Source organism: Streptomyces sp. CNH189 (assembly GCF_000527195.1).
This window is the reverse complement of record NZ_AZUS01000025.1, coordinates 90,078-113,515: the sequence shown is the minus strand read 5'-3', so window position 1 is coordinate 113,515 and position 23,438 is coordinate 90,078. Positions and strand designations below refer to the sequence as shown.

Genomic DNA, 23,438 nt, shown 5'->3' with positions numbered 1-23,438 from the left:
TCCGGCCACTACAGGGGCACGGCAGGATCTGCGGAATTCACGATCCGACTAGGAGTTGAGGGCACGTGGGGTCGGGTGCTGGGGGACGACGGGAGCTGAAAACTGCGTCCCACCCTGGGTCGGGCGAGCGGTCGCGCCGTCATGTGACGTACCGTCTGTGCCGTCTGTCCGCGACCGACTCGGAGCTGGTTGGTCGGCGGTAGGCATCCTGGCGGCGCGACCGCTGGGGCGGGCTGTAGTCGTCGGGGGAGAGTGTCGGGTCGCATGGAGTGGATGTCACCGCAGCAGGCGGCGCCGCTGGCGCGGTGCGCGGCTGTGTTCGAACCGAGAGATCCGGCCCGCACCGGCCGGATCGCCTTCTTCGACCCGGCCGGTGCCCCGCCGCCGCAGGTGCCCGGGGGCGAGCCGGGCGTGGCGGACCTGGTCGTCCCGCACGGTGACGGTCTCGCGGTGCGGACCCTGCCCGTGCTGCGCCTGACACCGGCCCGCGCCCTGCCCGTCCTCCTCCTCGCCCACCGCACCGCCACCACCCCGACCGCCGCCACCTCCAACGGGGTTGACGGCGGTCGGCCGCATCCCGCCGCCGCCTACTGGGGAGCCGTCCTCGCCCTCGCCCTGCACCTGACCGCCCGGGAGCGGCTGCTGCCCGGCGTCTCCCCGGCCGGTTACGACACCTGGCGGGCCGGACCGTTCGACGCCGCCGACATCGCCCGCCTCCGCGCACTGCAGCAGGCCGCGCCCGGCGAGGCGGTCGCCGTGCCCGGCAGCGACCCCGCCGTACTGGTACGGGCCTTCCTCGACGCGGTCGCCGACACCCTGCCGCGTACCCCCGCCGCCCGCCTCGCCACCGGGCGGGAGGCGTTCGCCGCGGCCGAACCGCAGCATGTGCCGCACCTGCGTACCTGGGCGGAGGAGATCTCCGCCGGCCTGGATTCCGGCCTGCGGATGTCCCTGCGCGTCGACCTCACCACCGGCCCGCCCGACACCCCCCACCCCGACCCCGGTCCCGACTCCCACCCCGGTCCCGACTCCCACGCCGGCCCCGGCCCCCACCCCGACGCCGGCCTCACCGCACGGGAACGGGACGGGTGGCCGCGGCCGCGTCTGGTGCCCCGCGCCCACAGCCTGGCCGACCCCACCCTCGCCGCGGACGCCGACGAACTTTTCGCCCGCGCCGACCACGCCCTCGGCCCCCGCGCCCAGGCCGACATGGTGTCCGCCGTGCGCCGCGCGGCCGGCGTGTGGCCGGCCCTGGAACGGCTGCTGCCCGTCCCGCACGCCCTGGACCTCACCGACGGGGAACTGCGCGAACTGCTGGACGGGGCTGCGGGCCGGCTGGCCGGGCACGGCATCGACGTCACCTGGCCCGAGACCCACGCCGGGGCGCTCACGGCCCGCGCGGTGGCCGGCGCCGACCGCGAACCGCCCGCCGACCTGCGGTCGTTCTTCACCGGGGACGGCACCGTCGACCTGCGCTGGCGCCTGGAACTCGACGGCGAACCGCTCACCGAGCGCGAGGCCGCCGCGGTCGCCGACGCCGGGGCCGTGGTGCGGCTGCGGGACCGCTGGATCCTGGTCGGCGCCGACATCGTCCGCAAGGCCCGCCGTCGCCGGCTGCCGCCGCTCACCGCGATCGAGGCACTCGCCGTCGCTCTCACCGGCTGCACCGACATCGGCGCCGAACGGGTCCGCGTCGCCCCCACACCGTGGCTCGACGCCCTGCGCCACGCCCTCACCACCCCCCACCCCGGCCCCGGGCCGGCCGGACAGCCCGCCCGGCTGGCCGCCACCCTGCGCGACTACCAGCTGCGCGGCGTGCACTGGATGGACCGCATGACCTCCCTGGGCCTGGGCGGCTGCCTCGCCGACGACATGGGCCTGGGAAAGACCGTCCAGCTGATCGCCCTGCACCTGCTGCGCCAGGAACGCCCCGCGGAGCGCGGCCCCACCCTGGTGGTGTGCCCGGCCTCCCTGCTGGGCAACTGGGAACGCGAGGTGGGACGCTTCGCACCCGGCACCCCCGTGCGCCGTTTCCACGGCCCCGCCCGCACCCTCACCGGCGCCGACGACGGTTTCGTCCTCACCACCTACGGCACCATGCGCCTGGACGCCCCCCGGCTAGCCGCCCACCCCTGGGGCCTGGTCGTCGCCGACGAGGCCCAGCACGTGAAGAACGCGCGTTCCTCCACCGCCGCCGCGCTGCGCCTGATCGGCGCCCGCGCCCGCATCGCGCTCACCGGCACCCCGGTGGAGAACAACCTCTCCGAACTGTGGGCCCTGCTGGACTGGACCACGCCCGGACTGCTCGGCACCCACCACCGATTCCGCACGCGCTGGATCGCCCCCATCGACAGCGAACGCACCCGCACCACCACAGCGGAGGCGGCGGGGGAGCAGCAGCCGACCGCCCGGCTGCTGTCGGAGTTGGTGCGGCCGTTCCTGCTGCGCCGCCGCAAGACCGACCCGGGCATCGCCCCCGAACTGCCGCCCAAGACCGAGACGGACCAGCCGGCCGCCCTCACCGCCGAGCAGGAGGCCCTCTACCGGGGGCAGGTGGAGTCGGTGATGGCCGAGATCAAGGCGGCAGCCGGCAGCGGCATCGCCCGCAGCGGCCTGGTGCTGAAACTCCTCACCGGCCTGAAGCAGATCTGCAACCACCCCGCGCAGTTCCTCAAGGAAGGCAACGACGCGGCGTTGGCGGGCCGTTCGGGCAAACTGGAACTGCTCGACGAACTCCTTGCCGCCATTACCGCCGGCGGCGGCGCGGCACTGGTGTTCACCCAGTACGTGACCATGGCCCGCCTCCTCGAGCGGCACCTGCGCGACCGCGGCATGCCGGCCGGGCTGCTGCACGGCGGCACCCCGGTCGCCAAGCGGGAGGAACTGGTGCGCCGGTTCCAGGACGGGGAGTTCCCCGTCTTCCTGCTGTCGCTGAAGGCGGCCGGCACCGGACTGAACCTCACCCGCGCCGACCACGTCGTGCACTACGACCGCTGGTGGAACCCGGCGGTGGAGGCACAGGCCACCGACCGCGCCCACCGCATCGGCCAGATGCGGCCGGTGCAGGTGCACCGGCTGATCGCCGAGGGCACCGTCGAGGACCGCATCGCCGCCCTGCTGGAGGCGAAGAAGGAACTCGCCGACGCCGTCCTCGGCACCGGCGAACAGGCCCTGACCGAACTGACCAACGAGGAGCTGGCCAACCTGGTGGAACTGAGGAGCACGACATGAGCCGGGCACACCACGCCGCCGCCCGCGGCTTTCCCGCCTTCCCGGCACGCCGCGGCGGGCGCGCGAGCGGCCAGTCCTTCTGGGCCCGGCAGTGGACGGCGGCCGTCGAGGACGTCTGGCCCGAACAACAGCCCCTCAGACAGGGCCGGTCTGTCGCCCGCAGCGGCCGCACCGGCCCGCTCACCGTCAGTCCCGGCCGCGTCGCCGCCCGGACGGAGGAGGGCGAGCGGACCTGCACCACGCGGCTGACCCTGACCGTCCTCGACGACGACGCCTGGGACAGCCTGTGGGAAAGGGTTGCCGACCGGCAGGCCGCCACCGAGGCGCTGCTCGCGGGCGAGCTGCCCGAGGACCTGCTGGAGGCCGTCGAGGACGCCCGGGCGCGGATGCTGCCCGGCTACGGCGACCTGGACGCCGACTGCGACTGCGACACCCTCGACCACCCCTGCCCGCACGCCATCGCCCTGGCCTACCAGCTGTCCTGGCTCCTCGACGACGACCCCTGGCTGCTGCTGCTGATCCGGGGCCGCAGCGCCGAACAGGCGGTGGAAGACCTCACATCGACTCTGCTGCTACGCGCCCTGACCGCCGACGCCGCCACCGACGACGACGAGGATGCCGACGGCGACGGCGGGGGACCCGACGCCCTCACACCGGCCACGGACGGCATCGCGCCGGACGGGCAGGGCGGGGCGTACGACGCCGACACCCACCCCCACCAGCAGGCCGCCTACGCCCGCCCCCGCACCGCGCTGCCCGCCCTGCCTCCGCTGCCCGAACCGCCCGCCGCGCTCGGTGAGCCGCTCACCGGCATCGAGGCCGATCCGCTGGACCGGCTCGCCGCCGACGCGGGTGTGTACGCCCGTGAACTCCTCGCCCACCTGCACGGGTTCGCCGACGCACCGCCGGAACCGCTCGACGAATGGCAGGACACGGTGCGCCTGGCGGCCACCCACCCCGCCCCGCGAGCCGTGGAGCGCCTGCGCGCCGGCTGCGGCCGCCCCGCAGGCGAACTGGACCGCGCGGTGGCCGCGTGGCGTACCGGGGGCCGGGCGGCCCTGGAGGTGCTGGAGCGGTCCTGGGAGCCCACCGAGCAGCAGACCGCCCGGGCCCGCACCGCGCTGGCCGTCGGCTGGGAGGAGGTGCTGCCCCGTATGGACATCGACGGCAACCACTGGACCCTGACCGGCCGCGGACTGCAGCTGCGCCTGGGCCGCGACGGCCGCTGGTACTCCTACCGCCTGCGCGACACCATGTGGTGGCCCGCCGGCCCCTCGTGCGCCGATCCGGCCGAGGCACTGGCCGAACTGCTGGCTCCGGCGGACGAAGAGGCTCCTGGCGGCGGCTCGGCAGGCGGCTGATCCCGGCCGGACGCGGTGCCGCCCTTGGGCATGCCGGGTGCGGCCCGTGTGGTTTCACCAGTCCGGGGCCGGCGGGCCGCGCCCTGGTGGCCGGCCCACCCGCGGCGCCCTGGGCGGTCACTGCCGAACTCGCCCGCGCCGGCTCGCTACTGGGACACGTCCTGCCCGACTTACCGCCGGGCAGCGCCCGAGGCCCGGGGGCCACGTTCCGGGGCACCCGGGGGACAGGGTCAGCCGACCGCCCGCTTAACCAGCGCGCCGATCTGTTCCGACACCTCGGGTGTCACCTCGGTGAGGGCGAACCCGGCCGCCCACATGGCCCCGTCGTCCAGCTTAGCGTGGTCGCTGAACCCCAGCGTCGCGTACCGGGCCTTGAACTTCGCCGCGCTCTGGAAGAAGCACAGCACCTTGCCGTCGAGGGCGTAGGCGGGCATGCCGTACCACAGCTTCGGCGCCAGCTCCGGCGCGGCCGCGGTGACCACCTCGTGCACCCGCCGGGCCATCACCTTGTCCTGCCCCTGCATCTCGTCGATCTTGGCGAGCACGTCCTGCGCCGCCAGCGCCGCCTTGTCCGCCCGCGAACCGCGCCGCGCCGCCGCCTTCTGCTCCTGGGCGTGCTCCTTCATCGCCGCCCGCTCCTTGGCGGTGAACCCCTCGTAGGTGCTGCTTCTCGTGCCGGCCATGATCTCTCCCGGTGCGGTGTGTACGCGGCTTGTTGTCGGCCCAAGCCTGCCCCGCACCACCCCCGACGGCCTCCGTGCCGACCACGGAACCCACCACGGAAAACGGCCTCCGCCCGGGCGCGAGCAGCATGATGCCGGCCAGGACACGCGCAGCGTGCGCTACGCGCCGGACGGGTGAGAGACGGACGGCCGCAGGGCCACCAGCGCCGTGTCGTCGTCGTTGTCGGCGGTCAGCAGCCCGCCGAGCAGGTCGTCACAGAAGGATTCGAGCGGGCGTCGGGCAGCGGCTGAGGCGTGACGGCGCAGCCGGTCCAGCCCGTCGGTGAGGTCTTCGCCCCGGCGCTCCACCAGCCCGTCGGTGTACAGCAACAGGGTGGAACCGGGGAGCAGGGGCTGCACGGCGGTGCCGTAGCGGGGGTCGGTGATGAGACCGAGCATCGGCGAGCGGCCCTCGTGCAGGAAACGCGCGGTGCCGTCCGCCTCGACGAGCAGTGGCGGGGGGTGCCCCGCCACCGAGTAGTGCAGCTCGAAGCGACCGGGCGCCCGGTGTTCGACGCGGGCCAGGACGCAGGTGGCGGTGCACTCCAGGTACAGAGTCTGCAGGGAGGTGTCCAGACGCCGCAGGATCTCACCGGTGGGCTCCTCACGGTCGAGGGCCAGCCCGCGCAGCATGTTGCGCAGCTGGCTCATCGTGACGGCGGCGGGCAGGTCGTGGCCGGCGACATCGCCGACGGTGAGGATGGTGGCGCCGTCACGCAGCACGAAGGAGTCGTACCAGTCGCCGCCCACCTCGGCGGCCGAAGCGCTGGGCCGGTAGCGGACGGCGATGCCGAGGCCGGGAACGTGCGGCGGTTCGGTGAGCAGGCTGTGCTGGAGGGCGTACGCCACCTGCCGGGTGCGCTGGTACTCCAGGGCATGGCCCAAGGGGGTGTGGGCCCGTTCCAGGAGCGCCTGCAGCAGACTGATCTCCGGCTGCCCGAGGGGCGGACGGTCGCCGTCGACGGAGGCGACGACCAGAGCGGCGGTGGTCCCGTCGACGACAACCGGGAGCAGGACGACGCTGTTGGCGTCGGGCGCCAGCCAGGGCGCGACGTCGGGCGGGACGAGATCCGGCGGCGGTGAACCGGGCGGGAAGACGGCGTGGACCGGCCGGCGCCGGTCGGCGGCGCGGGCAAGGGGACTGTCCGGCCCCAGGCGTTCGGTGTGGTGCGGGGGTGGGCCGGGCCGCCCCTCACGGGTCACGACGGCGACGCGTTCGGCGTGCAGGGCGGTCCCCGGCCTGCGGTGCAGGGCCTGCGGAAGGAGGTATGAGGTGCAGCTGTCGGCGAGATCGGGCACGATCACCGCGGTGAGGGCCGCGAGCATCTCGTCGGGCCGGGCGGTGTCGGCCGTCACCGCGGTCGCCCGCGCCAGCAGTTCCTCGCGGCGGGCGTCCTGCCACTCCTGCTCGACGTCCCGGCAGGTACCGATCCACTCGATCACCGTCTCGCCGTCGCGGACCGGTGCGGCGTCGACGGCGAAGTGCCGGTACCCGCCCGCGGCCAGCCGCAGCCGGTAGGTGTGGGTGAAGTGCGGCTGCACCTCACGCAGAGCCCGGCCCCACCGCTCGGTGACGGCGGCCCGGTCGTCGGGGTGGACCGCGGCGATCCATCCGTCGCCCTTGAACTCCTCCCAGCTCTGCCCGGTCACCTTCTCCCAGCCGGGACTGGGCTCGGTGACACCGCCTTCCGGGCCCGTCACCCACACCGTCTCCGACCCGGCCCGCACCAGGCTGCGGTACCGCAGCAGCGCGCGGCGTCGCTCTTCGTACAGGACACGGATCCGTCGTGCGGCGGTCACCTGTTCCGTGGTTTCCATGACGACGGCCAGCACCCCGCGACTCCCGTCGCTCATGGTCGCGCGGGAGACACTGAACGTGAAGTAGCGGGTTCCCTCCCGCGTGGAGTCCGGGAAGTCGAGGCCGATGGGCACGGCCGTGAGCACCTCGGCCCGGCCGGTGGCCAGGACCCGGTCGAAGATGTCGAAGTAGCCGGACTGCTCCAGGTCGGGGAAGGTAAGCCGGAGGGGCCGGCCCAGGGGGCGGTCGCCGAAGGTCTTCCGGTAGACGGCGTTGGTGTAGGCGAGCCGGTGCTCCGCCCCTTGCGTGAACACCACGCCGATCGGAGCGGGATCGAACATCTCCAGCCTCATATGGGCCTCCACCTGCCCGTACTCCGAAGCGAACGTGAGGGGCGACGTGTCCCCAGTACCCCATGCCCGAAGCCCGACGCGCGGCACCGGTCGGCGTTGCCGCCCCGCCCCGGGCCCCGGCGCGGTTCCGTTCGCCTCCGGCGGCGGGACGAAGACCAGGCCCGGCCCGCTCAGGCGGCTCCGACCACGTCCGCCGCTACCCGCCGCCCTGCGCGCCGCGGGGGAGGGGCACTGCTCCGTCAGGAGGTCAGTGGCGGCAGTTCGACCGGGTAGGGCTCGGCGAAGTCCGCCGAACGGCTCACCGCCTCCCACGCGCCCGCCTCGTCCAGCTGGCGGCGGGAGTAGTCGAGCGCCAGGGTCACCGCGTTCACTCCGAGCAGCAGATGGCCAGGAACCTCGCCGCGCCGTACGGTTCGCACGATGATCTCCGCGGCACGCTCCGGGTCGCCCGCACTGCCGGCCGTCCCCTGGCGTACCCGGCGGTTCATGGCGCCGACGGTGGCGTCGTAGGCGTCGGGGACCGGGTGGACGGTCATGGAGGAGCCGGCCCAGTCGGTGGCGAAACCGCTCGGCTCGACGACCATGAACCGCACCCCGAACGGCGCGGTCTCCGCCGCCACCGACCGGGTGAACCCGTCGACGGCGAATTTCGCCGACTGGTACGAGGCGATCCCCGGCGATCCGCCGACCCGCCCGCCCACGGAGGACACCTGCACCACGGTCCCCGACCCCTGACGGCGCAGCACCGGCAGCGCCGCCCTGGTCACGTGGTACACGCCCCAGAAGTTCGTCTCGAACTGGGCGCGGAAGTCCACGTCGTCCGCGGTCTCGGCCGGCGCCACGTTCGCGTAGCCGGCGTTGTTCACCACGACGTCGAGGCGTCCGAAGCGGCCGACCGCGGCGTCGACGGCCGCGCGGGCCGCGTCCGCGCTGGTGACGTCCAGCGGCAGGGCGAGAACCCGCTCCCCGTACGCCTCCAGCTCCGCGGCGAGCGCCTCGGGGCGGCGGGCGGTGGCGACGACGAGGTCACCCGCGTCGAGAACGGCGGTGATCAGGGCGCGCCCGAGCCCGCGGGAGGAGCCGGTGACGAACCAGACCCGCTGCTGCGCGTCGCGCGTGTTGTCTGCACTTTCCCTCATACATTTAGCGAAACACCGTTCTCCAAATAAAGCAACAGCGTTGCGCTACGTGTTTCTATGATGGCCCCATGACGCAGCCAGCCTCCTTCCAGCGGGCCCGCAGCCCGGAAGCCAAACAGGCACGCGAGACAGCGATCCTGGAGGCGGCCCGCACCCTCGGCCGCGCACGCGGCATCCGCGACGTCACCCTCACCGACATCGCCACCGAAGTGGGCATGCACAAATCGGCCCTGCTGCGCTACTTCGAAACCAGGGAACAGATCTTCCTGCAGCTCACCGCCGAGGGCTGGCGCGAATGGTCCGCCACCCTCCGCACCCACCTGCGAACCACTCAGAAAGCCGACCCCGCTGCCGTCGCGGACGCCTTCGCCACCACCCTCGCCGCACGCCCCGTCTTCTGTGACCTCCTCGCCCAGGCCCCCCTCAACCTCGAACGCAACGTCTCACTCGAGGCCGTACGCGACTTCAAACTCGTCACCCTCCACGAAGTCGCCCTCATCGGCGCCGAGTTGAACCGCCTCCTCGGACTCGACGAACAACACGTCCTCGACATGGTCTCCACCGCCACCGGCATGGCCGGCGCCCTGTGGCAGATGGCCAGCCCGGGCCCCCGCCTGCGCGAGCTCTACACCACCGACCCCCGGCTCGGACACGCCGTCGTCGAGGTGGAACCCCGCCTGCGCCGCATACTCACCGCGTTCCTCACCGGAACGAAAGCCTGACCCCCGCTCAAGACCCGTTGGGACAGGCTCAAGAACCACTCGGTCCCCGCACAGGCCGGACCGACCCGCCCACGGGCCACCCCGCCCCACACCCGCGCCCACACCCATAATTACCGAGTGACAACGGCGAGGATCTCAACCCGGGAATCAGACGTACTCACCCTGCTCGGGGAACACCTGAGCAACGCGGAGATCGCCGCACGCCTCTTCATCTCCGTCCGCACCGTCGAATCCCATGTCTCCTCCCTCCTGCGCAAGCTCCAGCTCCCCGACCGCCGCGCCCTCTCCCGCCACGCCACCGCACACGCCCGTCCCCATCCGCCCGCAGCGGCCACCCTGCCCGCCCCGCTGACCGCCTTCGTCGGCCGCGGACGCGAACGCACCGAACTCGCCGGGACCCTGCGCACACACCGCCACGTCACCGCCCTCGGCCCCGGCGGAGTCGGCAAGACCCGCCTCGCCCTCACCACCGCCGAAGACATGACCCGCGAATTCCCCGACGGCGTATGGTTCGTCGACCTCGTCCCCGTCACCGACCCCCACCGTGTGAGCGCCGCCGTCGCCGCAGCCCTCGGAACAGGTGAACAGCCCGGCCACGCCGTCGACGACGCCGTCCTCACCACCCTCTCCGACCACCGGGCCCTGCTCGTGCTCGACAACTGCGAACACCTCCGCGACGGCGTCGCACCCTTCGTCGAACGACTCCTCGCGGCCTGCCCCCACCTGAAGGTCCTGGCCACCAGCCGCGCCCGCCTCATGGTCCCCTTCGAACGCGTCTTCCCCGTGCCGCCCCTGTCCTGCGAGGACGGCGACGAATCCGACGCAGTCGCCCTCTTCATGGACCGAGCCGCAGCAGTCGGCTGGCCCCCCGGCCCCGCCGTCAGCGAAGGCGTCACCGCCCTCTGCCAAGGCCTCGGCGGCATGGCCCTCGCCATCGAACTCGCCGCCGCCCGCTGGCCCACCCTCGGCCTCGACGGCCTCACCACCGGCCTCAACGACCAACTGCGCATCCTCACCGGCGGAGCCCGCGCCGACGACCGCCACCGCTCGGTGCGCGCCGTACTCGACTGGAGCCACGACCTTCTCGAACCGCACGACCGCATCCTCCTGCGCCGCGTCTCCGTCTTCGTCGCCCCCTTCACTGCCGACGCCGCCACCCACACGGCCGCCTTCGCCCCCCTCACCCCCGCCACCATCCCCGACGCATTGGCCCGCCTGGCCGAACAGAGCCTCCTCACCGCCACCCCCACACCCGCCGGCACCCGCTACCACGCCCTGGAAACCATCCGCCAGTACGGCACCGAACAACTCACCACCGCCGCCGAGACCGACACCGTCCACGCCCGCCACCTGACCTGGTGCCTGACCGCCACCACCGCCCTGGCCGCCGACGGCGACCAAGACGACTGGCGCGCCCGCTTCGACACCCTCGCCGACGACGCCCGAGCGGCCCTGACCTGGGCCGCCGGCAAGCCACAACACCGCGAGGACGCCCACCGCCTCGCCCTGATTTTCGCCGGCCTCGCCTTCACCCGGAACCTCCTCGGCGAGGCCCAACAACGCTACGAACAAGCCGCGCGGCTCACCGACGCCACCGCCACCGCCACCGCCGGCGCCGAGGCACTGCGCCAGGCCGCCGCAGTAGCCGGATGCCGCCGGCTCGGCGACGACATCTACCGCCTCCACCGCGCCGCGGCCCAAGCGGCCCACGCAGCAGGCGACCACACCGCCGCCGCCCGCGACCTCGCCACAGCCGCGACAGCCGCCTACCGCTTCTCCACCTCCTTCACCCGCATCCCGCCCGTCACCGAAACCCACGCCCTGCTCGACCAGGCCCGCACCCTCGCCGCCCACGCCCACGCCCACGCCCCCGCGGCCCGGGCGGCCGTGGCCCTCGCCGAAGCCGCCGTCAGCCACGACGCGTTCGGCGCCCTCCAGGCGGACACCGCCAACACCGTCGACGACACGGTCACCAGCGCCGAGCGGGCCGTCCGCCTCGCCCGTCTCACCGGCGACGCCGTCACCGAGTCCGCCGCCCTCGACGCTCTCTCCGGCGCCCACAGCTGGGCCGGCAACACCTTCGCCGCGGCCACCGCGGCCCGCCGCCGCATCGACGTCCTCACCACCGCCCCCCACACCCCCGGCGCCGTCCACGAACACACCGACGCCCTCGCCATGGCCGCCGGCACCGCCCTCGGCACGGGCGACCTCCTCCACGCCCGGCAGTGGAGCGAACGGCTGGCCGGCCACCCGCTCCTCGCCGAGGCCGGCCACCAGGCCACCTCCTGGCTCCTGACCACCAGCGCCCTCGCCGGCCACACAGAAGACGTCCTCACCACCAGCGAACGCTTCCGCGACGCCTGGGAACACGGTGGACGCCCCCGCTCCCTCTCCCTCGGCGCCGCCGCCGCGTCCGTCGCCCTGATCCACGGCCTACGCGGCGACACCGATGCCCGCAACGACTGGCTCACCCTCGCCGAACGTGCCGACACCCCCGTCCAGCACCGCCTGGGCTACGGCGCCGTCTTCGACACCCTCGTCCTGCTGCACCACGGCGACACCGAGGCAGCTCTCGAACGCACCGCCCCCGAACCGCACGAAATATGGAAATGGGTGTGCTGGATCTGGCTCCACTGGTACCTCGCCCTGCGCGCCGAAGCCGCCGCCCTCACCGGCCACCCCGACGCCCGCACTCGCATCACCACCGCCCGCGCCGTCGTCACCGGCAACCCCGTCGCCACCGCCCAACTCGACCGCGCCGAGGCCCTGCTCGACGGGGACCCGGACCGCCTGACAGCCATCGCCGACACCTTCACCCGAGCCGGCTGCCCCTACCAGGCCACCCGCACCCGCCACCTGATCACCAGCCCACCCTGGTGACCACCGCCCGACCGCCTTCACACTCAGGCAGGAACCCGCTCCCGTACGCGGCACACCGTCCGCCCGTGCCAGCGCCGAGCCTCGGCCTCGTCGCGTCAGAGGAAACGACTACATCTGGATCTTCGATTCGTTCACCCGTTGCAGAGCGGTGGCCGCAGGGAAAGCCAGAGCGAGCTGTTCCCGCAGGACGGTAAGAGCCTGCTCCGCCAGAGCCGCCCACATGTCGAAGAAGGCCAGCCGTGGCACCGTACGCACGGCATCCCGAGCGGGGACGGAATCGCCCGCGCCTCGCCCTCGGTGTCTTCAACATTCGTGTGTTCGCCGCAGCGGGGTTCGGCCGTTTCCTGTGGCTCCGGCTCCGCTCAGCGGCTCCCTCCCAGGCGTAGTGCTACGCGCAGCGGGCGTGGCGGTCCTCGCGGCGACCGGCCCTTCGCGACCGGACCGAGCGTCTCTCTCCCGCGCTCACCCGTCGCCGCCGGCGGAGACCTCAGGACGCAGCGGCACACCGTTGGCGCGCAGCACCTCACGCACGTCCAGGATCAGGGGAAAGATCTCGTGGTTGCGGTCCTCGCCCTGTTCGTCCCACGCCCGTTGCTCGGCCTCGACGGCCATGCGGTCCTCGGCGAACACTCGCTCGGTGAAGCGCCTGATGAGCGGCCAGGCGAGGCGCAGGGCGCCCGGGAGCCCGGGCTTCTCGATCATGAGGAGACCGTAGGCGTGACACCGGCGCTGCTCGGCGTCTTCGGGCACGTACGCAGTCCACAGGCGGAAGGCCGGGCGTTCGGCGTTCTCCGGTACCAGGTCGAGTGTCTGGTACGGGTAATCCGTGCGGATCGTCATCACGTCGGAGGAGTCACTCCCCCCGATGCCCTCCCCGGCCAGCAAGCCGGCGCCACGGTTGCGCTTGCCTCCGGCGTGGGTGAACAGATACCTCGCTTCCACCGACTGCTCACCGGTGCGGTACTCCAGCAGCTCGGGGTGGAGTCTGCCGACCACGCCGCGGTGGAGGAACTGGTGGTTCATGTCGAGCAGGTTCTCGTGCATGAACGAGTAGTGGCAGCGCACCGTACGGGAGAATGTCATGGTCCGGTACCTGGGCGAGCCGAACGCCGGCAGTTCGGGCAGCGGGGTGACCGCCGCCTTCTGCGGGTCGCCGGGAAAGACGAAAACCAGGCCGTAGGCCTCACGGAGGGGGTAGCCGCGCACGCCGCGCGGCGGCCGGGCGTCGCCCTTGGACATGTACGGGATCTGTGAGATGCGGCCGTCGCCGCGATAGGCCCAGGCGTGATAGCAGCACCGAAGGAGCTCGCCCTCCACGACCCCCATGCTCAGCGGCACCTGGCGGTGGGCACACCGGTCCTCCAGGGCGTGGACGGCGCCCCTCCGCCCTCGGTAGAGGGCGATCCGCTCGCCGGCGAATGAGGTGGCGATCACCTGGCCCCTGCGGACCTTCCCGGACCGTGCGACCGGGTACCAGAAGTCCGGGTTCAGCCCGACCCGCCTCAAGTCCGCGAAGCCAGGGCTCCGCTCGCCACGATGCTCGGGCCGACCCCTCCCGTACGCGTCGGAGATGGCCTCGGTCATATCTCTCCCTTGGAGGTGGGGCAGCACGCCCCATAGTGGCGGCCGCCCCACGCCACGCCACTCAGTCGCGTGCGAACGGGGTAGTGAAGACCCCGGTGGTCTCGACATGAGCATCGTGCATTCCCTGCGCCGGCCAGCGGCTGCCGCCGGGGCCGCACATCGGGTGGCGCGTCCCGGCGACGCGTTCGACGAAGTTGTCCGACGAGACCGATCTCCGGGTGGTTGGCTCGCGGGGCGCACGAGGCCACGCCGACTGCTCCGGTCGAGGGCGGCGCCGGCTCATGATCGCGTATGCCGTGGGCCTCTCGGCGCTGGCACCGACGGCGGTGTGGCTGACCATGGTGATCACTCCGCCGGGGCCGGTGGTTGCAGCGGGCCAAACGGGCAAGGTCGGCGACGGCTCGGTTCCTCCCGTTGGCGTGCGGCGGGTTGGTTCCTGGGCTCAGGGAAGGACAAGAGGGACGTTCCCGTCGACGACGCCGTGGTGGCTTCACGAAGTGGCTGCGCCTACCCCGGTCTGAGGTCCCTGCGTGTTCACGGCCCTGCTCCACGACTTGCACCGAGACCTTGCCTTCCTGCCCCGGCACGGCCGGCGCCGGGCCCCGCGAGAGGGCCGCCGAGGTGGCCCAGGAGCTGGCGGTGGTCCTTATGGACGACGACGTGGTGGCGTGCGAACGCGCGCTGGACGGACCGGTCCGCCATGCCCGGCTCGACCGTACTGCGGTGTGCCGGGCGCTCGAACCGGTCATGCACAGGGAACCGGGCATGCCAGGAGGATGTCTCTCCCGGAACCCTGTTGCAGGGTTTCCGTCTGAAGCATGCTGTCTGCGAAGTCTGCGACCCGGGGCTGTCCCCCATCTGGCCGAGGGTCCTCGTCCTCTGGGCGGCATCCCTCTAACGTGGGCGCCAACCGCCGAAGGGAGGCGCCATGTCGGACGATCCGACGGGCCCGTTGGGTATGGCAATGCGGGAGGTCACGTTCCCGGACCAGTCCCGCGGGATCCTCTTGGTGCGCGCCGGGACACCGCAGGAGGAGGCCGAGGCAATGGCCGCCCGTATGTGGGCCAAGATGCCGAAAGGCTGACCTGCCTGACGTCCTCCACGCACCTTCTTGAGCTGTCGGCCATGGACCGGAACCAATCGCCGGCGGAGTACGCGCGGCAGCGGTCCCCGCGACGGGGTCCAGGCGCCTGGAGGATTTGTCCGGCCGATCATCGATGGACCTCTTCTTCCCCCCGGCAGTCCCGGGCCAGGCAGCCCTCCCTGTCGACGGCTCCGGGTCCTGACGGTCACTCCGATGTCCGCTGAGGAGAGACCTGCCTCAGGCGTCGGCGAGGAGGGGATCGTACGCGGTGTTGGTACGGCGGCCCGACATGAAGGAGAGGAAGTCGCCCACGAAGGCGCTTTGGCTGTAGGCGCCGTCGGTGGTGGTGAGGTCGCGGTGGAAGGCGGTACGGAAAAGGGTCCGGTACTCGTCGGCGTCGATGGTTCCGTTGCCGTCCTTGTCGGTGACGTCGAAGAGAACCTCGGCGACACGGATGAGCGCGGGTCCGGCGAGGGAGGGGACGGCGGTGGCGTACTCCTCGGCGCTGACGCGGCCGTCGTCGTCCGTGTCCAGGGCCGCCTGCAGCTCGCGCCACCAGGCGGCAAAGGCGTCGTAGAGCCGGGTCTCCTCCGGTTCGTCCAGATCGAGGCGGGTGCAGAGTTCACGGGCCATGGCGGCGAGGTCGGGCCAGTCGAGATGGCCGTCGCCGGTCTGGTCCAGCACCTCGCGGAAGAACTCCTCCGCCGAACGCCGACTCTCTCCCGTTCCCGCTGAGGGCGCGGGATCCGGGTGGGGGCCGCCGCTCAGGGGTGCGAGGAGGCGGAGCAGAGCCGACGCCCGTTTCATGCGGGCGGCCAGGGCGGCCACGGTCCGTGCCCGGGGATCGTCGCTGTCGGGCGACAGGGAGAGGGCCTCGATGATGCTTTCGGCGTTGACCCAGCCCTCGGGCAGGAAACGGGCGATTCCGGCAGCGCAGTAGGCGCCCTGCATGAGCGTGGAGGCACCGGGCATCTCCGGCAGACCCGCCCGACGCCGGTACGACTCGGGAAGCGAGGCGACGGTGATCGCGCCCAGCAGCGGACCGACGACCGCCCGGCCGGCCGCCCACAGCGTCGGTGCCCCGTCCAGCAACGCCGGGGCAGGCAGATGGTCGAAGAGCCGGTAGAGGATGACGCGGGCCGCCTCGGTGTTCTCCAGTTCCTCCTCGACCACCCGGTCGAAGTACCGCCAGAAGTCGTCCAGTTCCTCAGGGAGTTCCGAGGCGTCGCCGTCGAGGGCGGCGAGGAACGATCGGTACTCGGCGTACATCCGCTCCATGGTGTCCTGGTCGAGCGGCTGACCGCTGAGCCGGCACATGGTGACGGCGCTCTCGAAAAGAGTGGCGACCACCCAGGCCCGGGTCGCCCGGTCCATCGCGTCGTAGGCGCGGCCGCGGGAATCGGAGCCGCTCATGCGGGAGTGCAGCCTGTTGAGCCGGGCGGCTTCCCGCTCCCGTGCCGCGGGGTCGGCGCCGAACATGCGCCGCATACTCAGGAAGGTGTTGCGCAGCCGGCGCCAGGGGTGGGCGACGAACGTGGAGTTGTCGACGAGGGCGGCACCGATCTGCGGGTGCGCGGCCTCCAACACGGTGGCACGAATGATCGCCAGCGCCCAGCGCGGGTCGTCGAAGAAGCCACTGAACCGTGATTCCGGGCCGAACAGGGGCCTCTCGTCGGCCGTTCCCGTGGTGGTCATGAGGGCTCTCCCATCGTGCGGGGCGGCACGCCGCCGAAACGGCGATCGCGGCGCCGGTAGGTGTGCAGGCAGGCGAGAAAGTCGGGAGCTCGGAAGTCGGGCCAGAGCACCTCGGGGAAAACCCACTCGGCGTAGGCGACCTGCCAGAGCATGAAGTTGGAGATGCGCTGCTCGCCGGAGGTACGGATGACCAGGTCGACGTCGGGGGTGTCGGGGAACGGCAGGTGGTCAGCGAAGAGCCGTTCGGTGACCTCGTCCGCCGGTGTCTTGTTGCGGATCAGCGACCTGGCGGCCTCCACGATGTCCCGGCGCCCGCCATGGTCGAAGGCCACGGTCAGCGTCATCCCCCGGTTGTCGGCGGTCAGCGTCGCCAGGTCCTCGAAATCCCGGGCCAGCTCACGGGGGATACGCGAATCGGCGACTCCGAGGAAACGGCAGCGGATGCCCCGGGCCAGCAGCAACGGCGCATGCTTGCGCACGACCCGGCGGACCAGACCCATCAGGAAGTCGACCTCGGCGCCAGGACGCTTCCAGTTCTCGGTGGAGAAGGCATACAAGCTGAGCCACTCCACGCCGGCTGCCCGGGCCGCCTCGATGATGTCGATGACAGTGGTCTCAGCAGCTCGGTGCCCCGCCGTACGGGGAAGCGAACGCCGCTGCGCCCAGCGCCCGTTGCCGTCCATCACACAAGCCACGTGCCGCGGCACCGTACGGGCCGCCCCCTCGCCTTGTTGCTGCCCATCGGGGCCGCCACCGGACCGTCGCCCACCCGACCCGTCCCCCGTCGCCGCCCGCGCGCGCGGAACACCGCAATCCCTCGTGGCCTGCCCCGCCCCATCCGACACGGCGCGCTCGGCCATACCGCGTTCGGTCACACCCACCCCGTCTCACCAGGCGCCCCATTCACGCCCCACCGGCGCCTTCACTCCTGGAGTCTGACAGCGCGAAGGGCTGCCTGACCGGCCAAGCGGGGTACCGTCACCCTTGGCTCCTTTGTCCGATTTCCACCGCGGCAACGCCGCCGCCATCCACGACGCTCTTGTCGTCCTCGGCCGAGCCGGCGCCCCGGTATGACGCCGATACCTACGCCTGGGTCACAGCGCAGCGCACAAGCGCATGCTCGCCGAGCAAGTCGAGTCCGACGACACCGCACCAGCCCGGGGACTTGAAAGCTGGGCCGGGTGAGTCAAGACCTCGCGGTGTGCGTCACTGGCCTAGTTGCTCCTCACCGTCACGGCCGGCTTCGGTCGCGGCTCAGTCGTCGGCGATCATCCGGCCAACGACGTGTTGGCCGAGGAGGCAGTCAGCTTGCGGGCGGCCCGCATTCGCCGTGGCCCGTCGGGGGTACCTGTGGGCTGTGCCGACGACGTCACAGCGGCGGACGGGCGGATCGACAGCCTCACCCAGCTCACCGGGACCGTCCGCGCCTGACCGACGTGAAACGCCCCCGGCAGCCGGGCGGTTGTTGGGAGCGGCGCGCGCTGGCTGAAGACGCGAGTGCCGTTCGGATGGGTTGACATCGGGTGAACTCGGCTGCGCCGGAAGGGGCAGTCGGTATGCCTGCGGTTTCATGACGGCAGGACAGCGTGGCGCAAGCGCGCTCAGGAAGCCTGACGCGCGGTTGGCCCTTCTAGTGCCCATGGGGAGCTGCCGAGGGGCTTCGCCCCGTGGCCGACGGTGTTCTGGTGTCTCGCCTGGTGGCATGACGACGGCACCGTCGAGCGCAACCACGACGCTACGCGCGGCAAGGTCCGTGAAGCTGACGACCGCGACGTGGAGCCGAGCGCGGGCTCTGATCGACTCGCAGTTCGTCCGCACGGCCGACAGTCCCTGAGGCCGCCAGAGGCCCTGACGCGGGCGAGAAGGTGAAGGGCCGTAAGAGGTTCATCTTCACCGACACCCTGGGCCTGCTCCCGACCGTCCACGTCGTCGCGGCGGACATCCAGGACCGCGACGGTGCAAAGCCTTCGCTGTGGACCAGGCTCGACCCTCCCGGCGTCAAGAAGGTCTGGGCCAGGCCGGCCAGCGTTTTGCCGGCCGCCTGGTCGAGTGGGCCCGCAAAGATCCTCGGCCGTGACCGGGAGAGCGCCGAAAGGACGTTGAGCAGCGCGGCTTCCAGTTCCTGCCCAAGCGGTGGGCAGTAGAGCGCACGTTCTCGTGGCTTACCGCTCACCGGCGCCTGGCCGGGGACTACGAGGCCGATCCGGCCCCGCTCCGAGACGATGGTTCAATTGGCCATGATGCGTGTCAGGGTCCGTCGGCTCGCCCGGGGCCGTGCTGTGAGGCCGTCCTGGCCCGCGACCGCTCGTGCGACGCTTCTCGTGGAACAGTCTGTCGGCCGCTCGACGGGGTAGCTGCCGTCCGCGAGCTACAGGTACAGAAACCTGTCCACCTCGCGTTTCAGGGCGGGCGGTGCGTCGGCCAACGCTGCCACGATCAGGCGGACATCCTGCTTGAGTTCGGGGGACTTGCTCCAGGCCTCCGCACTCCTGGTGAGCACGGCAGCCAGCAGGTCGCCCTCGTACATGTCGCCTTCCGCCAGTGGGTCGGTCCGGAGGACTTCCACTGCCAGGGACAGGAGATAGGCAAGGCCTACGTCTTGCCTGATCAGTAGCCGCATGTCCTCGACCGTCAGGTCACCGACCGGTTTACGGCGAAGCTCACGCACGGTCGCCATCAGCCGGGTTTCACCGTCCGAGGGGGTCGGCCAGCGGTCGCGCTCAAGCTCCTCGAGGGAGCGGTCACGGTTCATGAGTGGAGTCACCAACCGAGCATCACATGTCAAACCTGGAGCAGGGTCTAATACTCCAGCCGTAGTTCGCGATCATGACGAGTCGCTGCTTATGTCCCGTAGACGACATCCGAGCCACCACTGGCCTCGATCAGCCAGGTCAGAGAGCCGCTGCCGAAGGGCCAGCCCGTGGTGGCCACCTGCGCCCAGCCGCCCGACTCGTCGGTTCCTGCCTGCCACCACCACCAGCTGCGATCCTCTCCCATTCCTTCTTCGGTCGGGTCGAAGTAGTACAACCATCCTGAGAGCGTCCACGGTCCCTGGTCGACGGCCGCTTTCTCCTCTGGCGTCATCGTGCGCCATTGACGCAGCCATGCCTCCATGTCGAGGGGCTCGCCATGTTCCGGTTCCGTGCGCTCGGGTGCGCACCGCTGGATGAACCAGTTCGGCAGCAGTTGCGGCCAAAGTTCATCTGCCGGCCAGTCATCCATGCGGGAGACCACGCACGTCAGCACCGCACGCGCGTTGTCGATGACCTGGGCCGGGTCCTGGGCAGTGAACCGGAGGCGCACGAGAAACGGCCGGAGCTCGTCGTCATCCTCGACGCTCGGTCCAGATCGAAGTCGCCGCAGCTCGCCTGTCATGATTTCCACGGTAAGGAAGTATGCACCGGCGCCGACCTCGCGACAGCTCGATATCGCCCCTGCTCAGGGGAGCAGGTCCGCTCCATCGGGCGTCAGCTCCAGATGACCCACCGCACCGTCAAGAGCCTCGCCGACGCGGCGAAGCCGGAAGACCTCTTCCGCGGCCAGTGGCAGCACAACCGGACCTCCGTCCTCGACGAGTACAAGCCCTACCTGGACGAACGCTGGGACGAGGGCTTCACCAACACCTGGAAGCTCTGGGAGGAGATCGTTCCCGTGGGCTATCGAGGCAGCTACGGCCGGGTCAGCGCCTACCTGCGAGAAAAGCGCACCTCGCCACGGCCCGTCACCGCGCAACCGCCGGCACCCCGCGTGGTGACGAGTTGGATCCTCAGCCGACCTGAGACTCCGACCGAGATCGAACAGCTCCGACTCAAGGCTGTCCTTGCCAACCGCCCCGAACTCGACGCCCTGACCGGTCACGTCCGGTCCTTCGTCCGCATGCTCACCGAACGCCAGGGTGAACGACTCCCGCAGTGGCCTGACGCTCTCCGTCAGGACGGCCTGCCCAGCCTCCACACTCTCGCGGCCGGCATCGCCCGGGACCGCGACGCCGTCATCGCCGGCCTGACGCTGCCCTGGACACCTGGGATACCGGTCCCTTCGCCAACGACACAGCCGCGGACCTCGCCAACGCACTCGACGAAGCCGAGCCCGAGGCACGTGAAGCTCTGATCCGAGGCGTTCTCGGACGGACTATCGACGCAACCGGCTACCTCGCGGAGGCGGAAGAGGCGGTGGCGGCCGCCGCTTTGATCGCGGCGCAATGCCCGGGAGGCGATCCCGTCGACATGTCCTACGGCCCGGAAACACCGATGCCCGTGTTCCCCTCCGACCTTCGGGCACTCGCCGACGAAGCCCTCGCCCGCATCGTCGGCGACGAGGATGGGCGGCCTCAAACTGGGTCGACCCGGAGGACTGGAAACAGTGGCGAGCCATACTGACGCGCCTTCGCGCAGTGCTTGCCCCGCCACCCCCTTCCATTGCGCGGAACCAGACGCTTCGACAGATCAGCACTCACGGCAGGCATCATGACGCTCGAACATCAAGGATCAAGTCACGGGGACAGCCTTCTATGCCTCTACTGATGCGGCCGATCTGGCGGCCTGCTCGATCTTTGCGCAGTAGGCGGTGCGGGCGTCTTCATCGATCCGCATCTCGTGTTCGGGGCGCATCCCGGTTCGGCCGTCCACGCCTTCGCGCAGGATGTCGGCGTGCCCGGCATGCCGGTTGGTCTCGCCGAGGACGTGGACCAGGATGGCGAACAGGTTCGTGTCGGAATAGGGCACCGGCCACCACGGCACGTGGCCCGGGGCATCGAGGGCAAGCTCGTCGATGGTCGCGTCTGAGTGTTCCCACGTGCGCCGGTAGGACTCGATGATCTGATCGCGCGCCTCGTCCTCAGCCGCCCACAGATCGCTGCCATCGGAGTCCTGCCACCTGCACAGCGGTTCCGGAGACGGGCGGTCGAAGACCTCACCGAAGTACCTGGCCTCGACCGTGGCCACGTGCTTGACCAGACCGAGGAGGTTGGTCCCGGTCGCCGTCAGAGGCCGGCGCGCGTCGTACTCGGACAAGCCATCGAGCTTCCACAGCAGCGCCTTACGGTCCCGTCGCAGTCGCCCGTGCAGGGTGCTCTTCGCGAATTCATCGATCATGCGGCATGAGCCTGCCATGGGCTACTCGTGGCCTCAAGATCCGTACGTGGATCGCGACGACCGGCAGTGCTGAAGCCCGGCCATGGCCACCGCCCCGAGCTACTGAAGAAGCTCGCGAAGCTTGCCACGTGAGACAGCCTCTGAATGCGCAGTCGGAGAGCCGGACGGAAACGCAACCGGACAAGCGCTGTGACACTCGTGAACCGATGGCGACCGAGCCGCACGTGCCCGTCCTGTCCCGCGCCGGGGCGATCCTTTGCCGAGTGGTTACGGCGCGGCGGTGATCGTCAGAGACACAAGCGACCGGCTCTGCATGTGCCGTCGTTGTGAGATCAGCTACGCCTCTGCATGCGCCGGAGCACGCCTTGGCCGGGGCAAAGAGCATGCCGGTGACGTGCGTCTGGTGCCGGGGGCGCAGGACGCGAAGCCCTGCACACCGGCTCATGCCCGGCTCGGCCGGTGGCCGCACCCGGGCGTGGGCCCGGCCTGTCCGGATCTTCCGGCGGATTCACCCCGCTAGCGTGGATCTGCACCGGGACCTGTCCCTCCGACGGCCTCCTTGGAGGCGAGGAGCACGAGGACGTCGGTGTCGAGCTGATGGCGGAAGTCCTCTTCGGCCGTCTCCTCAAGAGGGCCGAAGGCGTGGACGCCCGCGTTGTGGACCAGGATGTCCGCCGGGCCGAAGGTGCGCACCGCCTCGTCGAACAGCGTCCGCAAGCCGGACTCCTTGATGACGTCCGCAGGCAGGGCGAGTGTCCTTGTCCCGCGTCTTCGATGCCGGCCACGCTGCGGTGCCTTCTTCCCCGTCGCCAGGGTAGTGGCTCACGACGACCGCTGATCGGCCGCCAGGCTCTTCGCGAAAGCGGCACCGGTGCGCGAGGTGGGAGGCGTCGGGCAGGTAATGCCGCACGGCCTGTGCCGGCCGGGAAACCGTAGGCGCGGCCTCACCACTGGCAACGACACCGTTAGTCGCTTATGAGAAGTAAGCAGCTAACGGGTGCTTTGGCGAATGAGGGAGGGCGGGGCCAGTGTGGACGCAGGCTCCTCGCGAGTCGCCCGATCCGATCATCCGTACAGACCTGGAAGTACACACACCATGGCAACCCTGCTGCACATCGACTCTTCCCTGAACCCCGGCACCACCTCGAAGTCCCGCACCGTGGCGATGAGGTTCCGCGACGCGTGGCGGGAGCAGCACCCCGACGGAGAGGTCATCCACCGTGACCTCGCCGCGGAGCCCTTGCCGCACCTGGACCAGCACGCCTTCTCCGCGGCGTTCGTGGACGCGAAGGCACGTACCGCGGAGCAGGCCACGGCGATGGCCCGCCGAGTACAGCTGATCGAGGAGCTCGAGCGGGCCGATGCGGTGCTCCTGGGCGCACCGATGTACAACTTCACGATTCCTTCGACCCTCAAGGCGTGGATCGACCACGTCCTCATGGTCGGACGCACGACCGGAGACACCTCCAGCGTCAAGGGCCTCCCGGTGACCGTGATCGCCAGCCGCGGCGGGTCGTATGCGCCGGGCACGCCCAGGGAAGCGTCGGAGTACGTGCAGAACTACCTGCGGTCCATCCTCAACGAGTACATGGGCCTCGAACTGGACTTCATCGTCCCGGAACTCACGGCCGCGCACGCCAACCCGGACATGGCCGAACTCATCCCGCTGGCCGAGAAGTCCTGGGCACGCGCCCTGGACGATGCCGTCCTCAAGGGCAAGGAAACCGCCCGGCGCGTCACCGCCGCCTGACGCCTTCCGCCGCACACCGTGCCGCT

At 71.3% G+C, this 23,438-nt stretch carries 18 protein-coding genes and 1 pseudogene; 9 read left to right on the top strand and 10 right to left on the bottom strand.

The genetic code is table 11. The annotated features are described in order from the left end of the window. Window positions 1-264: 264 nt before the first annotated feature. Window positions 265-3,231 (top strand): SNF2-related protein, encoded by a 2,967-nt coding sequence (locus tag B100_RS0128975; protein WP_024887895.1) that lies wholly within the window; start codon window positions 265-267, stop codon window positions 3,229-3,231. Beyond that, complete coding sequence (locus B100_RS0128970) at window positions 3,228-4,592, top strand: hypothetical protein (RefSeq protein WP_024887894.1); 1,365 nt, start codon at window positions 3,228-3,230, stop codon at window positions 4,590-4,592. Before B100_RS0128975 ends, B100_RS0128970 begins: the two co-directional genes overlap by 4 nt. A 230-nt stretch (window positions 4,593-4,822) precedes the next feature. Here the strand turns inward: B100_RS0128970 and B100_RS0128965 are convergent, their stop codons facing one another. From B100_RS0128965 to B100_RS0128955, 3 genes are all read right to left on the bottom strand, one after another. Then, on the bottom strand, window positions 4,823-5,275 hold the full coding sequence (locus B100_RS0128965; protein WP_024887893.1) for a DUF1801 domain-containing protein: 453 nt from the start codon (window positions 5,273-5,275) through the stop codon (window positions 4,823-4,825). 159 nt (window positions 5,276-5,434) lie between these two features. Next, a complete protein-coding gene (locus tag B100_RS0128960) occupies window positions 5,435-7,465 on the bottom strand; it encodes a SpoIIE family protein phosphatase (protein ID WP_024887892.1) in 2,031 nt (676 codons plus the stop codon). A gap of 239 nt (window positions 7,466-7,704) precedes the next feature. After that, window positions 7,705-8,604, bottom strand: coding sequence for an SDR family NAD(P)-dependent oxidoreductase (locus tag B100_RS0128955; RefSeq protein WP_024887891.1), 900 nt, complete (start codon window positions 8,602-8,604; stop codon window positions 7,705-7,707). A gap of 68 nt (window positions 8,605-8,672) precedes the next feature. Here B100_RS0128955 and B100_RS0128950 point away from each other — a divergent pair, with 68 nt between their 5' ends. Continuing rightward, complete coding sequence (locus B100_RS0128950) at window positions 8,673-9,326, top strand: TetR family transcriptional regulator (RefSeq protein WP_024887890.1); 654 nt, start codon at window positions 8,673-8,675, stop codon at window positions 9,324-9,326. Window positions 9,327-9,443: 117 nt separating this feature from the next. Further along, a complete protein-coding gene (locus tag B100_RS0128945; protein WP_024887889.1) occupies window positions 9,444-12,206 on the top strand; it encodes a LuxR C-terminal-related transcriptional regulator in 2,763 nt (920 codons plus the stop codon). A 462-nt stretch (window positions 12,207-12,668) separates the two neighbouring features. On the opposite strand, the gene B100_RS0128935 is transcribed toward B100_RS0128945, so the two are convergent. Further along, window positions 12,669-13,790, bottom strand: a complete 1,122-nt coding sequence (locus tag B100_RS0128935; protein ID WP_024887888.1) for an aromatic ring-hydroxylating oxygenase subunit alpha — start codon at window positions 13,788-13,790, stop codon at window positions 12,669-12,671. A gap of 928 nt (window positions 13,791-14,718) precedes the next feature. Between B100_RS0128935 and B100_RS37355 the strand changes: the two genes are divergently transcribed. Further along, complete coding sequence (locus B100_RS37355) at window positions 14,719-14,874, top strand: hypothetical protein (protein WP_199785297.1); 156 nt, start codon at window positions 14,719-14,721, stop codon at window positions 14,872-14,874. 237 nt (window positions 14,875-15,111) lie between these two features. On the opposite strand, the gene B100_RS0128925 is transcribed toward B100_RS37355, so the two are convergent. Both B100_RS0128925 and uppS read right to left on the bottom strand, forming a co-directional pair. Continuing rightward, a complete protein-coding gene (locus B100_RS0128925) occupies window positions 15,112-16,569 on the bottom strand; it encodes an oxygenase MpaB family protein (RefSeq protein ID WP_024887887.1) in 1,458 nt (485 codons plus the stop codon). Continuing rightward, window positions 16,566-17,444: a polyprenyl diphosphate synthase gene (uppS, locus tag B100_RS0128920; RefSeq protein WP_078541244.1), complete on the bottom strand. Its 879-nt coding sequence runs from the start codon at window positions 17,442-17,444 to the stop codon at window positions 16,566-16,568. The genes B100_RS0128925 and uppS overlap by 4 nt, the downstream gene beginning before the upstream one ends. A 343-nt stretch (window positions 17,445-17,787) precedes the next feature. Between uppS and B100_RS0128915 the strand changes: the two genes are divergently transcribed. Beyond that, window positions 17,788-18,000 carry a hypothetical protein gene (locus B100_RS0128915; RefSeq protein ID WP_024887885.1) on the top strand — a complete coding sequence of 71 codons (213 nt, stop codon included), beginning with the start codon at window positions 17,788-17,790 and terminating at the stop codon, window positions 17,998-18,000. Between the two features lie 937 nt (window positions 18,001-18,937). On the opposite strand, the gene B100_RS0128905 is transcribed toward B100_RS0128915, so the two are convergent. Both B100_RS0128905 and B100_RS0128900 read right to left on the bottom strand, forming a co-directional pair. Next, window positions 18,938-19,321 carry a contact-dependent growth inhibition system immunity protein gene (locus B100_RS0128905; RefSeq protein ID WP_024887883.1) on the bottom strand — a complete coding sequence of 128 codons (384 nt, stop codon included), beginning with the start codon at window positions 19,319-19,321 and terminating at the stop codon, window positions 18,938-18,940. A gap of 89 nt (window positions 19,322-19,410) precedes the next feature. Next, a complete protein-coding gene (locus B100_RS0128900) occupies window positions 19,411-19,944 on the bottom strand; it encodes a hypothetical protein (protein ID WP_486585728.1) in 534 nt (177 codons plus the stop codon). A gap of 102 nt (window positions 19,945-20,046) precedes the next feature. On the opposite strand from B100_RS0128900, the gene B100_RS0128895 reads away from it, so the two are divergent. Together B100_RS0128895 and B100_RS36000 are read left to right on the top strand one after the other, a co-directional pair. Further along, window positions 20,047-20,679 (top strand): hypothetical protein, encoded by a 633-nt coding sequence (locus tag B100_RS0128895; RefSeq protein WP_024887881.1) that lies wholly within the window; start codon window positions 20,047-20,049, stop codon window positions 20,677-20,679. Continuing rightward, window positions 20,583-20,992: pseudogene (locus B100_RS36000) on the top strand (DUF4259 domain-containing protein); the annotation flags it as partial. The gene B100_RS0128895 and the pseudogene B100_RS36000, both read left to right, overlap by 97 nt. 85 nt (window positions 20,993-21,077) lie before the next feature. On the opposite strand, the gene B100_RS0128890 reads toward B100_RS36000, so the two are convergent. Further along, window positions 21,078-21,662: a DinB family protein gene (locus tag B100_RS0128890; RefSeq protein ID WP_024887880.1), complete on the bottom strand. Its 585-nt coding sequence runs from the start codon at window positions 21,660-21,662 to the stop codon at window positions 21,078-21,080. 516 nt (window positions 21,663-22,178) lie between these two features. Further along, window positions 22,179-22,475: an SDR family oxidoreductase gene (locus B100_RS34405; protein ID WP_078541231.1), complete on the bottom strand. Its 297-nt coding sequence runs from the start codon at window positions 22,473-22,475 to the stop codon at window positions 22,179-22,181. A gap of 283 nt (window positions 22,476-22,758) precedes the next feature. On the opposite strand from B100_RS34405, the gene B100_RS0128880 reads away from it, so the two are divergent. Then, window positions 22,759-23,412 carry an NAD(P)H-dependent oxidoreductase gene (locus B100_RS0128880; RefSeq protein WP_024887878.1) on the top strand — a complete coding sequence of 218 codons (654 nt, stop codon included), beginning with the start codon at window positions 22,759-22,761 and terminating at the stop codon, window positions 23,410-23,412. The last annotated feature ends 26 nt before the right edge of the window (window positions 23,413-23,438 follow it).

Excerpts from the sequence above, each read along its gene's own strand:
- B100_RS0128955 (WP_024887891.1), bottom strand. The coding sequence starts at position 8,604 with ATGAGGGAAAGTGCAGACAACACGCGCGACGCGCAGCAGCGGGTCTGG.
- B100_RS0128975 (WP_024887895.1), top strand. The coding sequence starts at position 265 with ATGGAGTGGATGTCACCGCAGCAGGCGGCGCCGCTGGCGCGGTGCGCG.
- B100_RS0128970 (WP_024887894.1), top strand. The coding sequence starts at position 3,228 with ATGAGCCGGGCACACCACGCCGCCGCCCGCGGCTTTCCCGCCTTCCCG.
- B100_RS0128950 (WP_024887890.1), top strand. The coding sequence starts at position 8,673 with ATGACGCAGCCAGCCTCCTTCCAGCGGGCCCGCAGCCCGGAAGCCAAA.
- B100_RS0128895 (WP_024887881.1), top strand. The coding sequence starts at position 20,047 with ATGACCCACCGCACCGTCAAGAGCCTCGCCGACGCGGCGAAGCCGGAA.
- B100_RS0128890 (WP_024887880.1), bottom strand. The coding sequence starts at position 21,662 with ATGATCGATGAATTCGCGAAGAGCACCCTGCACGGGCGACTGCGACGG.
- B100_RS0128900 (WP_486585728.1), bottom strand. The coding sequence starts at position 19,944 with ATGACAGGCGAGCTGCGGCGACTTCGATCTGGACCGAGCGTCGAGGAT.
- B100_RS37355 (WP_199785297.1), top strand. The coding sequence starts at position 14,719 with ATGTCGGACGATCCGACGGGCCCGTTGGGTATGGCAATGCGGGAGGTC.
- B100_RS0128905 (WP_024887883.1), bottom strand. The coding sequence starts at position 19,321 with ATGAACCGTGACCGCTCCCTCGAGGAGCTTGAGCGCGACCGCTGGCCG.
- B100_RS0128960 (WP_024887892.1), bottom strand. The coding sequence starts at position 7,465 with ATGAGGCTGGAGATGTTCGATCCCGCTCCGATCGGCGTGGTGTTCACG.
- B100_RS0128880 (WP_024887878.1), top strand. The coding sequence starts at position 22,759 with ATGGCAACCCTGCTGCACATCGACTCTTCCCTGAACCCCGGCACCACC.
- B100_RS0128925 (WP_024887887.1), bottom strand. The coding sequence starts at position 16,569 with ATGACCACCACGGGAACGGCCGACGAGAGGCCCCTGTTCGGCCCGGAA.
- B100_RS0128935 (WP_024887888.1), bottom strand. The coding sequence starts at position 13,790 with ATGACCGAGGCCATCTCCGACGCGTACGGGAGGGGTCGGCCCGAGCAT.
- B100_RS0128965 (WP_024887893.1), bottom strand. The coding sequence starts at position 5,275 with ATGGCCGGCACGAGAAGCAGCACCTACGAGGGGTTCACCGCCAAGGAG.